Genomic DNA, 12,457 nt, shown 5'->3' on the forward strand with positions numbered 1-12,457 from the left:
TCATCTCCGAAAACACGGACGTCTGGTCTCTAGGAGCGAACATCTACACCGATTGAGGTGTTGTCGTGTGTATTTTTATGTCCAAATGACGACTTGGTTAGAATCTGATCCTGACGATCAGAAATTTCTTGTACGTCATTGTCTTGCATCAACTCACCAAGAGTGATGTTGTTCAAAAAGCCGCTGATACGGGAGCTCAAGTCACGCCAGAGCGTGTGTGTCAGGCAACGAACGCCACCTTGGCAATCCCCTTTTCCGTGACACTTAGTCGCATCTACGGATTCATCGACGGCTGCGATCACCATGCCAACAGCAATATGGTTGGCATCTTCGCCGAGGCGATATCCCCCGCCCGGTCCACGAACACTGGCGACCAAACCAGCCTTGCGCAGGCGAGAGAACAACTGTTCTAGATAGGATAATGAGATCCCCTGACGCTCTGAAATATCAGCCAGAGGAACCGGACCATCCTGAGAGTGCAAGGCCACGTCTAACATGGCCGTGACTGCGTATCTTCCTTTTGATGTCAATCTCATAACACACCGCTACCCACGTTTGTTTATGGGGGGAGTGTCGCATACCTGACTAAAACGGTCAAGTATTTACCTGACTAATTTAGTCAGGCTTTTAACCATTCAGAGTTTGTGTCTATTTCTCTGGGCGAGAGAGTGACTTTTCTATCGAAGAAAGGATACCACGCAAGATATTCAGCTCCTGTGACTCCGGTCTTGCCCGGGAAAACAGGCGGCGCATCTTGGTCATTACCATCGATGGCTTGTCTTTACTGATAAAGTTGGTCTTGGTCGCCACATTTTCAAGGTGCTGGTAGAACATTTCCAGCTCCTTCATTCGCGGATATTCCTCAACCGGCTGTTGCGATTGGAATTTCTCAGACTCCAAGTAAGCCATGCGAATTTCATAGCTCACCGTCTGTACCGCCATCGCCAAATTCAGCGAGCTATATTCAGGGTTAGCCGGAATATAGACATGGCAATGACAGCGCTGTAATTCTTCATTGGTCAGGCCGGTGCGTTCACGGCCGAACAGAATAGCGACATTATGGGAAGGTGCTTCGGCAATGGTTTTGATCCCGCACTCACGGGGATCCAACTGCGGCCACTCCAGCGTACGAGAGCGGGCACTTGAGCCAACCACCAAGCCACAATCGGCAATAGCCTCATCAAGGCTAGACACAATTTTTGCTTGCTCAACGATATCGGATGCACCCGCCGCCAGCGCATGGGTTGTTTCATCAATCTCACAGGCCGGGTCTACCAAGACCAGGTTGGTCAAACCCATTACTTTCATCGCCCGGGCAGCAGAACCAATATTGCCGGGATGTGAGGTACCCACGAGAACGACACTGACTTTATCTAACATAGGAGGTGCAACTTTCAACTCTATCAATCGAACCGAAAGATTTTAACACAGGCATTTTAAAAATGGTGAAAACATGTAAAAACTTTATACCAATCACACATTGCAACGGCTAAGTGGATAAATCCCCACCAACTCGACGTGCTACAGCTGCACGAATAAAAAATAACCACTTCCCTTTTGTCCTAGCTCTGATATACTCGCCGCCGCTTTTTAGTTCTTTAACATCCGTTGGGAAGATCCTATGCATCCTATGCTGAATATTGCCATTCGTGCTGCACGAAAGGCTGGTGACCATGTCATTAAATCTCTAGAAAAATCGCAAGCTATTGAAGTAGCTAACAAAGGTAATGATGTTGTTACTAACATCGATAACGAAGCTGAAGCTATCATTATCGACACTATCCGCAAATCTTACCCTGACCACTGCATCATTGCAGCGGAGAGCGGTACGATTGAAGGCAAGGACAAAGAATGCCAGTGGATCATCGACCCAGTGGATGGCACCAAGAACTTCGTTCGTGGTTACCCTCACTACGCAATCTCTGTTGCACTACGTATGCGCGGCCGCACTGAAGTGGCAGCGGTATACGACCCAGCACGCAACGAGCTATTCACAGCTACCCGTGGCGCAGGTGCGCAGCTAAACAGCCAGCGTATCCGTTCATCTCAGCCTCGTGACCTAACTGGCACAACTCTGGCTACAGGCCTACCGTTTGCTGCCAAGCAGCACTCTGAAAGCTTCATGAAAATCCAGAGCGCTCTATTTGTAGAGTGTGATGATATGCGTATGTCTGGCTGTGCAGCCCTAGACCTATGTTACCTAGCGGCTGGCCGTGTTGACGGTGTTTTCCGCCTAGGCCTGAAGCCTTGGGAAATTGCAGCTGGTGAGCTAATCGCTCGCGAAGCAGGTGCTATCTGTGCTGACTTCACTGGCAACACTAACCACCTTGTAACTGGCAACATCGTTGCTGGTAACGCACGCGTAGTTAAGCCACTGCTAAGCAAAATCCGTGAACACGGTAGCGAAGCACTAGCGAAATAATCTTCGCAAAAATAAAAACATCAAACGCCCCGGTGATGAAAATCACCGGGGCGTTTTTTATGCGCTAGCATTATGGACCAACGACTACACTTCTTCTGTGCCCCAAAGGAAAAGACCATGAAAGTAGTTTATCCCTTCTTGATAGGTATTGCGTTGGCTCTGCCCTTACAGGCTAGTATCAAGGATCCCGACTGCACCGCAGAGAAAGCCGCCAAAAGTACCGCCGCCAAAATGACCGTGGGAGTCAGCGGTCGTTGCTCGCCTAAAGAAGCAGCCAAAGATACTGCTAGTGGCGCAGTAAGCAATGCCCTCCCCGATGAGGGAGTGGCTGGCAAAGCCGTAGATGCAGCCATCCCAGGATCTTCAGCCGATAAGAAAGGTCCCAACTCCAATAGCCAATAGCCAATAGCCAGTTTCATCCATAAAAAAACGGAGCCAATCGGCTCCGTTTTTCATTCAGTGAGTCAACACCGCCTTATGGCATGGCATCAAACTCTTCACCTTCTTTGTCTACTTGCGGCGGCATTAGGTGCTCACGGGCAATGCCCAGTTTTAGCGCCAGCGCCGAAGCCACGTAGATAGACGAGTACGTACCGACAGTGATACCAATCAGCAAGGCTGCGGCAAAACCGTGGATCATACTGCCGCCCTTCAAGAACAGGGCAATAACCACGAACAATGTCGTTGCCGAGGTGATCAGGGTACGGCTTAGCGTCTGGGTAATAGAGTTGTTCATTACCTCGACTGCATCGCCCTTACGCATCTTGCGGAAGTTCTCACGGATACGGTCGAAGACCACGATGGTATCGTTGAGCGAGTAACCGACAACGGTCAGCAGGGCTGCCACGATAGTCAGGTCAATCTCAATCTGAGTAAACGAGAAAATACCGATAGTGATGATAACGTCGTGGGCTAGTGCCAGTACCGCACCTGCCGCCAAACGCCATTCGAATCGCATTGAAACGTACAGCAAGATACAGATCAGCGAGACCAAGATAGCCAAGCCACCCGCTTCGGCCAGTTCGTCACCCACATTCGGGCCAACGAACTCGATACGACGCATTTCAACATCCTGGCCAGTACCCGCTCGCAATGCATCGATGATCTGGTTACCCAGCTTCTCACCCTGTGCATCTTCGCGCGGCTGGAGGCGAACCATTACGTCACGTGCCGTACCAAAGTTCTGCACGATAGCATCACCAAAGCCCGCACCTTCCAACGACTCACGGATCAGCACTAGATCAGCAGGCTGTTCAAAGCCCACCTCAATCAGGGTACCACCGGTGAAATCCAAGCCCCAGTTCAGTTTCTGGGTGGTCACAGTACCGATTGCAGCGATAATCATAATAATCGAAAGGACAAATGCGCCTTTCGACCAGCGCATAAAGTCGATCGCCTTATCCGCTTTCATTATCTGAAACATGTCAGCGTCTCCTTAGATCGACAGTTTATCGACGCGCTTACCGCCGTAAACCAAGTTAACCAGTGCACGGGTACCGATGATAGCCGTGAACATGGAAGTCAAAATACCAATTGATAGCGTAACAGCGAAGCCTTTGATTGCGCCCGTACCCACTGCAAACAGGATGATTGCGGTGATAAGGGTCGTGATGTTGGCATCGGCAATGGTGCTAAATGCATTGGCGTAGCCCTGCTGAATCGCATGCTGCGGGCTCCGGCCTTCGCGAAGCTCTTCACGGATACGCTCGAAGATCAGCACGTTGGCATCAACCGCCATACCTACCGTCAGAACGATACCGGCGATACCCGGCAAGGTCATTGTTGCACCCGGGATCATCGACATCACACCGATAATCAATACTAGGTTCATTAACAATGCCATGTTGGCAAACAAACCGAAACGGCGGTAGTAAACCAGCGTAAACAGCATTACGGCAACCATACCCCAAATCATCGCTTGGATACCCATGTCGATGTTCTGCTGACCCATTGATGGACCAATGGTACGCTCTTCCACAATTGAGATAGGTGCAATCAGAGCACCGGCACGCAATAGTAGCGCTAGGTTGTGAGCTTCTGCCTGCGAGTCAATACCGGTAATACGGAAGTTACGGCCAAGAGCAGTCTGGATAGTCGCCTGGTTAATCACTTCTTCGTGTTTTTCCAGGATAACCTTACCGGTCTCATCACGATCACCGCTATCTTTGTACTCGGTAAAGACGGTTGCCATCAGCTTGCCCACGTTGTTACGTGAGAAGGCTGTCATCTTGCTGCCGCCTTCGCTGTCGAGCGAGATGTTGACCTGAGGACGACCGTATTCATCGGCACTCGAACTTGCATCAGTAATATGAGAACCAGAAAGGATCACACGTTTCTTCAGTACGACAGGACGATTATCACGGGTGAATTTCACTTCGCTGCCCGGTGGTACACGGCCAGATGCCGCTGCCGCTAGGTCAGCCGAGTTATCCACTTCACGGAACTCAAGGGTTGCTGTTGCACCCAGGATTTCCTTGGCACGGGCTGTATCTTGCACACCCGGTAACTGAACAACGATACGGTTAGCACCCTGGCGCTGAACCAATGGCTCGGCAACACCCAGTTCGTTAACACGGTTACGCAGGATAGTGATGTTTTGGTCAACCGCATAGTTGCGGATTTCCTGAAGGCGGGCATCGGTAAATGTCGCTGTTAGCAGGAAGCCGCTAGTGGTATCGATAAACTGCATATCAGGGTGAAGACGTTGCAGTTCACGCTTAGCTTCATCAAGCTGCTCTGCGTTACGCAGACGAACTTCAACCGCTTCATCAGTTTTGCTGATCGCGCGGTAACGAATCTTCGCTTCACGCAACTCAGTACGGAACGTTTCTTCCTGCTGACCCAGCAATTTATCCATGGCTGCGTCCATGTCTACTTCCATCAAGAAATGCACACCGCCGCGCAGGTCAAGACCCAGTTTCATTGGGTTCGCGCCGATGGACTCAAGCCAGGCAGGAGTAGAAGGAGCAAGGTTAAGGGCTACGATGAAATCGTCGCCAAGCTGTTCGTTGAGAATATCGCGAGCACTAATTTGAGTATTAGTGTCGTTAAAGCGGACCAGGACAGTACCGTTTTCGAAAGCGACTGATTTATATGAGATTTGATTTTGTTCTAAATCTTCGGTGACGGCATCCAGCGTGGACATATCTGCCGAGGCGCCACGCGCCCCGGAGATTTGAATTGCTGGATCTTCGCCGTAAACATTGGGAAGCGCATAAAGCAAACCGATCAGTAGTGCGAACACTACCATCAGGTTCTTCCACAAGGGATAACGGTTTAGCACTGCTACGATCCTTTAAGCAAATTTTATAGAGACTTCATTGTGCCTTTAGGCAGAACGGCAGTAACGAAGTCTTTCTTGATAGTCACTTCAGTTGTGTCGTTCAGCGCGATAACAATGTAGTCGTTTTCTTCAGAAACCTTAGAGATTTTACCTACAAGGCCACCGTTGGTAAGCACTTCGTCACCTTTGCCCATCGAAGACATAAGGTTCTTGTGCTCTTTCACACGTTTTGCCTGTGGGCGGTAAATCATGAAGTAGAAGATTACGGCAAAAAGGCCAAGCATGATGAATAGCTGCATACCGCCGCCCTGTGGTGCACCTTCAGCTGCTGCGTGTGCTTGAGAAATCAGACTCATTTACTAACGTCCTCGATTATTTGTTGTCATTTAATGGTGGAACTTCACGGTTACGACGTGCATAGAATTCCTCTACGAACACATCGAAACGATCTTCTTCAATCGCCTTGCGGATACTTTCCATCAAACGCTGGTAGTAACGCAAGTTGTGGATTGTGTTAAGACGTGCACCCAGGATTTCATTACATTTATCCAGGTGGTACAGATACGCCTTCGAGTAGTTGCGACAAGTGTAACAGTCACAGTGCGGATCGAGAGGGGTTGTATCCGTTTTATGTTTCGCATTACGGATCTTGATCACACCTCCGGTCACAAACAGGTGGCCATTTCGGGCATTTCGAGTCGGCATTACGCAGTCGAACATGTCGATACCGCGACGTACGCCTTCAACCAGGTCTTCTGGTTTACCCACACCCATCAGGTAACGTGGCTTGTCTTCAGGCAGCTGAGGACAAGTGTGCTCAAGTACGCGGTGCATATCTTCTTTCGGTTCACCGACTGCCAGACCACCTACCGCATAACCGTCAAAGCCGATTTTGGTCAGGCCTTCAACAGAAACATCACGCAAGTCTTCATATACACTACCTTGGACGATACCAAACAGCGCATTTTTGTTACCAAGTTTGTCAAAGTGATTACGGCTACGCTGTGCCCAGCGCAGTGACATCTCCATCGACTTCTTCGCTTCGTCGTGCGTCGCTGGGTATGGCGTACACTCATCGAAGATCATCACGACATCTGAACCCAGGTCTTTCTGGATTTCCATCGACTTCTCTGCGTCCATGAAAATCTTGTCACCGTTCACAGGGTTACGGAAGTGAACACCTTCTTCAGTGATCTTACGGATATCACCCAAGCTGAATACCTGGAAACCGCCTGAATCAGTCAGGATCGGGCCTTGCCACTGCATGAAGTCGTGCAGATCACCATGCATTTTCATTACTTCTTGGCCAGGGCGAAGCCACAGGTGGAAGGTATTACCCAGCAGAATTTGCGCACCGGTTTCTTTCACTTCTTCCGGAGTCATGCCTTTAACGGTACCGTAAGTACCAACTGGCATGAAGGCAGGGGTTTCTACCGTGCCACGCTCAAACTGCAGACGGCCACGACGTGCACGTCCCTGGGTTTTATCTAATTCAAATTTCACAAAGCCTCCAACAGCCAGAGAAACAATCTGACATCAACACCCCCATCCTGCTAAGGTCAGGGGCACAACGATGGCACCAACAGACAATACGCCCGTGATGCCCAATATCACCTGCCAACGTGTCAGCAGGCTTTCCACTCCGCCCTAAAGCCTAGTGGAAGAATTTGTCATCGTCTGATCTTAATTAGACAGAGATGAAAAACAGAAAGGCCGCATTTTAGCAAATGCAGCCTTAAGTGACACTGACTTCGTCAATGAAACGTGTGATTACGCGGTTTTACGGGTAATAAACATCGAATCCCCGTAACTGAAGAAACGGTATTTATTTTCAACGGCTTGCTTATATGCGTTCATGGTATGCTCGTAACCAGCAAACGCACTCACCAGCATGATCAGGGTTGATTCCGGCAAATGGAAATTGGTGATCAACACGTCAATCAACTGGTATTCATAACCCGGGTAGATAAAGATTTCGGTATCACCGAAAAATGGCTTCAGCTCGGTACCTTTCTGCTTGGCATCCTGAGCGGCACTTTCCAGCGAACGCACTGACGTCGTCCCCACTGCAATCACACGCTTACCGTTGGCTTTGGTTTCGTTGATCGCTGTAACCACTTCCTCTGGTACTTCGACATACTCGGCATGCATGTGGTGATCGTTGATGTTATCCACACGAACCGGCTGGAAGGTACCAGCACCAACATGCAGGGTAACGAAAGCAAAATTGACACCTTTTGCTTTCAGGTCAGCCATCAGCTCATCGTCAAAGTGCAAACCCGCCGTCGGCGCAGCCACCGCACCCGGCTTGGCGTTATATACCGTTTGGTAACGCTCTTTATCGGAATCCTCATCTGGGCGGTCGATATATGGCGGAAGCGGCATGTGGCCCACTTCTTCAAGGATCTCCAATACCGTTTTATCGCTGTTAAAGCGGATTTCGAACAATGCATCGTGGCGGGCTACCATTTCGGCCTGGTACTCGTCGTTTTCGCCAAGGAACAGCTCATTGCCCGGTTTCGGTGATTTTGACGCACGCACGTGGGCAAGAATGCTCTTGTCATCCAGCATACGCTCAACCAACACTTCCATCTTGCCGCCTGACGCTTTGCGTCCAAACAGGCGCGCAGGGATCACTCGGGTATTGTTGAATACCAACAAGTCACCCGGCTCTACCAGATCCAATACATCTTTGAAGCCCTTGTGCGCTAGCTCACCAGTATTACCGGTCAGCTGCAGCAAGCGGCTAGCAGTACGCTGAGGTTGCGGGTATCGAGCGATCAGCTCATCAGGTAGGTCAAAGTCAAAATCAGAAACTTGCATCATTAGGGCCCTAAATTACAGCAGGCAGCTAGTATAGGCTGCCACACTGCAATATCAAGCAAAGATCACCCGCTAGGCCACGCCCCGGCGACGAAGCCACATCACTAGGGTCAGCAGAAGTCCCCCCGTCATTCCGATGCTACCCCCACTGCTGCCACTGTTGCCTCCCGCAGCAACAGACTGGCCACTATCAACGTCAGCACCAACCCCATCATAATTGGCGAGGAAGGGATCAACCGAAAACTCCGATGTCGCCTGCGTCAAAAATGCCGACCCGATTTCACCTGCTAGCCAGTCGGTCTGGCTGGCAACTTCCGAATAAACACCTGGTAGGCGCCCCGCACAACCTTCACCAAAACTGACCAACCCAACCAAACGTAAACCAAAGTCGCTGTCAGCTGCCCGCAGAGGATCCTGCCATACCAACGGACCACCTGAATCGCCAAAGCAACTGTCTCGTCCTAATGTTGGCGACACCGAGCCGGCACACAAGTAAATACCGTATTCGCTGCTATTGATATTACTGCCCCACATGGAATCACAGATATTGTCCGGCACCCCCGACAACAAGGTTTGCTGCAACCGTGTCGCCCCTGAACTTGAGTCATTGGCATCGGTACTGCCCCAGCCGGATACCAACAAGTTAGGCTGGCGCTCACCGTCAGTTACCCAGCCATTAGCGAAAGCTTGGTCGGCTCGTTGCTGCTCACTCTCTGAGGCAAGACGAATTGGCAGAGCATCTTCAGGCAGGGTGCTGGATAACTTGAGAATGGCAATGTCATTGGCAAAACGTGATGAGTTGTAGTTGGGATGGAGAATAATTTCACTAACTGCCACCGAGTTGAGTGACCCCGCACTGAAGATACTGGTAATGCCAGCCCATACTTTGACATTTTCGGGCCTAGCGGTTTCGGAGCCATTACGCATGCAATGAGCTGCGGTCAGAACCACATCTTCACTGATCACCACACCACCACAAATAAAAGTCCTTTCCTGCGAGCCCTCACCAAAGGTCATATTCAGGTAAGCCTGCCAAGGTATTTCATTGGTCCCAGATTCAATTCCACCAATAATTTTGGCCTGGGGCACAGGATCATCACTGTGTGCATAGAATGGTAACCACATCGCCCAAGACAGCAAAATAAACAGCAGCTTACGCATTGACTCATTCCTCTACGGCATCATTTCAATGAGTATACGACACATTCTTAAATTTAACTTATGAGAAACATCTGAGACACAGTTAAATAACTTGCAAGTTCTTTGACTGGCGTCATAGGTCGTGACGGTAAGATTGGCTACATTCATAGAAGAAGCAGAAAAAGGATACTGAGAAGCCCGCAATAGTGGGCAATAACAACAAATAACGCACCGTTATTGAGGAGGCTTTATGTTTACCGTTGCCGATATGATGACGCCCCACCCCCATACCTTGACCGCATCGCATACCTTGGCTGATGCCAAGCGACTCATGGCCAAGCATCATATTCACCATGTACCTATCACCGACAAAGACAACCATCTGGTTGGCCTTGTAAGCCAGCGGGATATCCTCTCCGCCCAAGAGTCTAGCCTTGAACAAATCTCCAAGAGCACTTTCATCTCTGCCTTGGATATTCCTCTAGAGCAAACCATGCACCGTAACTTGATGAGTGTTGACCCGACTGCAGGGCTAAAAGAAGCGGCACTCTATATGCAAAAACACCAAATTGGCTGTTTGCCTATTGTCGACCACAATAAACTAGTGGGTATCATCACTGACACCGATTTTGTTTCTATCGCCATCAACCTACTGGAGCTGCAGGAAGAGGTCGAACCACTTGAAAACGACTCCGCATCAACCTACTAACCCTCAGCCAAACATGGCGCCAGAAAGCCCGGCGACGCTACCTTACGTATGAACTTTCTGGCCCACCTCCACCTCGCCCAGCAATGCAACAGTCATCTCGCAGGCAACTTGGTTGCCGATTTTGTCAGGGGGGATCCCTACCGACAATTTAGCAAAGACATCGCAGATGGGATCAAACTTCACCGGTTTGTCGACAGTTATATTGATGCCATGCCGGAGGTTAAACAGTGCAGACAATTGTTTGGGCCAGATACCCGCAGAGTCAGCGGAATTGCCCTCGATATGGTCTGGGATCACTTCCTCGCCCGCCATTGGCAGCAGTTTCATCCCCATCCACTGAGTGACTTTGTCAACACAGCCCGTAACGAGGTTGAGCCATACCAACACAATATGCCAGAAGCCTACTTGCTGATGATGGACCGGATGTGGCAGCAAAACTGGCTGTTACAATACCAGTACCCCGAAACATTAGAAACCGCGCTGGTTCGGATGGCCAGCCGTCGCCCTAGGCTCCACCAGCTAGCCCTTACACCAGCCGTATTGATGGCTAACTACAACCAACTAGAACAACAATTCTTTTTGATCTACCCGCAGGTCGAGCAGGCTGCTAAGTGTTATCAACCTAGCAAAAAAAGAGCGCCATAAAGGCGCTCTACAACAAAATAGGTTGTAACAATTACTAGGAGGCTTTGGTTTATGGGTTATTTGAACTGCTCTTCCTCGGTCGAACCTGTCAGTGCGGTGACCGACGAATTACCACCTTGGATAGTGTTGGTCATCTTATCGAAGTAACCAGTACCCACTTCCTGCTGGTGAGCCACGAAGGTATAACCCTTCTCGGCAGCTTCGAACTCTGGGCGCTGAACTTTCTCGACATAATGACGCATACCTTCACCCTGGGCATAAGAGTGGGCTAGCTCGAACATGTTGAACCACATGTTATGGATACCTGCTAGGGTAATGAACTGGTACTTGTAGCCCATGTCCGATAGTTCTTGCTGGAACTTGGCAATGGTTTCGGCATCCAGGTTCTTCTCCCAGTTGAAAGACGGCGAGCAGTTATAGGCCAACAGCTGATCAGGGTACTGGGCATGGATAGCTTCTGCGAACTTACGTGCCTCTTCCAGGCACGGTGTCGCCGTTTCACACCAAATCAAATCAGCATAAGGTGCATAAGCAAGGCCACGGGCAATCGCCTGATCGATACCGGCACGTACGCGGTAGAACCCTTCTTGAGAACGCTCACCAACAATAAAGTCTTTATCATATGGGTCGCAGTCAGAAGTCAGCAGATCTGCCGCATTGGCATCGGTACGGGCAATAACCAAGGTCGTCGTGCCCGCCACATCTGCAGCCAAACGCGCCGCTACCAGCTTCTGCACTGCTTCTTGGGTAGGCACCAGCACCTTACCGCCCATGTGGCCACACTTCTTGACCGACGCCAGCTGATCTTCAAAGTGCACACCTGCCGCACCGGCATCAATCATATTGCGCATTAGCTCGTAAGCATTGAGCACCCCGCCGAAGCCTGCTTCCGCATCGGCAACGATTGGCAGGAAGTAGTCGATACCTTCTTCAGGAGAACTGCCATTCGACCACTGGATTTGGTCTGCACGGCGGAACGAGTTGTTGATACGCTTGACCACAGCGGGTACCGAGTCTACCGGGTAAAGTGACTGATCCGGATACATGCTCGATGCTGTATTGTTATCGGCAGCAACCTGCCAACCTGATAGATAAATGGCTTCAATGCCCGCCTTGGCCTGCTGTACCGCTTGGCCACCAGTTAGGGCGCCCAAACAGTTGACGTAGCCTTTCTTGGAACTGCCGTTGACCAAATCCCACAGCTTATCCGCGCCACGCTGGGCGATAGTATTTGCAGGGGCAAACGAGCCGCGTAGGTTAATAACCTCTTCTGCGGTATAGGTACGCTTTACATGCTTCCAACGTGGGTTTTCCGCCCAGTCCTTTTCCAATGCTTCGATTTGTTGCTGGCGAGTCAATGTCATAATGATGTCCCTCGTTTCATTTGGCGATAATCCGCATCACATATTGTTATTGGTAAACTGACTTTTTATAT

The 12,457-nt window shown here is 50.2% G+C and carries 13 protein-coding genes; 4 read left to right on the forward strand and 9 right to left on the reverse strand.

Features of this window, described 5'->3' with window-relative positions:
* Positions 1-29: 29 nt before the first annotated feature.
* Together iscR and trmJ are read right to left on the reverse strand one after the other, a co-directional pair.
* On the reverse strand, positions 30-536 hold the full coding sequence (gene iscR / locus ACXAD4_RS15175) for a Fe-S cluster assembly transcriptional regulator IscR (protein ID WP_281025556.1): 507 nt from the start codon (positions 534-536) through the stop codon (positions 30-32).
* Between the two features lie 112 nt (positions 537-648).
* On the reverse strand, positions 649-1,380 hold the full coding sequence (gene trmJ, locus ACXAD4_RS15180) for a tRNA (cytosine(32)/uridine(32)-2'-O)-methyltransferase TrmJ (protein ID WP_475242485.1): 732 nt from the start codon (positions 1,378-1,380) through the stop codon (positions 649-651).
* A gap of 241 nt (positions 1,381-1,621) precedes the next feature.
* Between trmJ and suhB the strand changes: the two genes are divergently transcribed.
* Together suhB and ACXAD4_RS15190 are read left to right on the forward strand one after the other, a co-directional pair.
* Complete coding sequence (gene suhB, locus ACXAD4_RS15185; protein ID WP_475242486.1) at positions 1,622-2,422, forward strand: inositol-1-monophosphatase; 801 nt, start codon at positions 1,622-1,624, stop codon at positions 2,420-2,422.
* A 117-nt stretch (positions 2,423-2,539) separates the two neighbouring features.
* Positions 2,540-2,824 carry a hypothetical protein gene (locus ACXAD4_RS15190; protein WP_475242487.1) on the forward strand — a complete coding sequence of 95 codons (285 nt, stop codon included), beginning with the start codon at positions 2,540-2,542 and terminating at the stop codon, positions 2,822-2,824.
* Positions 2,825-2,897: 73 nt separating this feature from the next.
* Here ACXAD4_RS15190 and secF read toward each other — a convergent pair whose 3' ends face one another.
* The 6 genes from secF to ACXAD4_RS15220 all read right to left on the reverse strand — a co-directional run bounded on the left by secF (position 2,898) and on the right by ACXAD4_RS15220 (position 9,689).
* Complete coding sequence (secF, locus tag ACXAD4_RS15195; protein WP_317524223.1) at positions 2,898-3,845, reverse strand: protein translocase subunit SecF; 948 nt, start codon at positions 3,843-3,845, stop codon at positions 2,898-2,900.
* Positions 3,846-3,857: 12 nt separating this feature from the next.
* Positions 3,858-5,705 carry a protein translocase subunit SecD gene (gene secD, locus ACXAD4_RS15200; RefSeq protein ID WP_475242488.1) on the reverse strand — a complete coding sequence of 616 codons (1,848 nt, stop codon included), beginning with the start codon at positions 5,703-5,705 and terminating at the stop codon, positions 3,858-3,860.
* Positions 5,706-5,728: 23 nt separating this feature from the next.
* The gene (yajC, locus tag ACXAD4_RS15205) at positions 5,729-6,061 is read right to left on the reverse strand and encodes a preprotein translocase subunit YajC (protein WP_039469161.1); all 333 of its coding nucleotides are present in this window, start codon (positions 6,059-6,061) and stop codon (positions 5,729-5,731) included.
* A gap of 16 nt (positions 6,062-6,077) precedes the next feature.
* A complete protein-coding gene (tgt, locus tag ACXAD4_RS15210) occupies positions 6,078-7,208 on the reverse strand; it encodes a tRNA guanosine(34) transglycosylase Tgt (protein ID WP_039469158.1) in 1,131 nt (376 codons plus the stop codon).
* Positions 7,209-7,475: 267 nt separating this feature from the next.
* A complete protein-coding gene (queA, locus tag ACXAD4_RS15215; protein ID WP_317524263.1) occupies positions 7,476-8,528 on the reverse strand; it encodes a tRNA preQ1(34) S-adenosylmethionine ribosyltransferase-isomerase QueA in 1,053 nt (350 codons plus the stop codon).
* A 72-nt stretch (positions 8,529-8,600) separates the two neighbouring features.
* Positions 8,601-9,689 (reverse strand): S1 family peptidase, encoded by a 1,089-nt coding sequence (locus ACXAD4_RS15220; RefSeq protein ID WP_475242489.1) that lies wholly within the window; start codon positions 9,687-9,689, stop codon positions 8,601-8,603.
* A gap of 229 nt (positions 9,690-9,918) precedes the next feature.
* Between ACXAD4_RS15220 and ACXAD4_RS15225 the strand changes: the two genes are divergently transcribed.
* The gene (locus ACXAD4_RS15225; RefSeq protein WP_475242490.1) at positions 9,919-10,377 is read left to right on the forward strand and encodes a CBS domain-containing protein; all 459 of its coding nucleotides are present in this window, start codon (positions 9,919-9,921) and stop codon (positions 10,375-10,377) included.
* 48 nt (positions 10,378-10,425) lie between these two features.
* Positions 10,426-11,022, forward strand: a complete 597-nt coding sequence (locus ACXAD4_RS15230) for an acyl carrier protein phosphodiesterase (protein WP_475242492.1) — start codon at positions 10,426-10,428, stop codon at positions 11,020-11,022.
* A gap of 56 nt (positions 11,023-11,078) precedes the next feature.
* Here the strand turns inward: ACXAD4_RS15230 and aceA are convergent, their stop codons facing one another.
* Entirely contained in the window at positions 11,079-12,386 is a 1,308-nt protein-coding gene (gene aceA / locus ACXAD4_RS15235; RefSeq protein ID WP_475242493.1) for an isocitrate lyase, read from the reverse strand.
* Between the last annotated feature and the right edge of the window lie 71 nt (positions 12,387-12,457).

This window comes from Photobacterium sp. AWH4_225 (assembly GCF_056158405.1).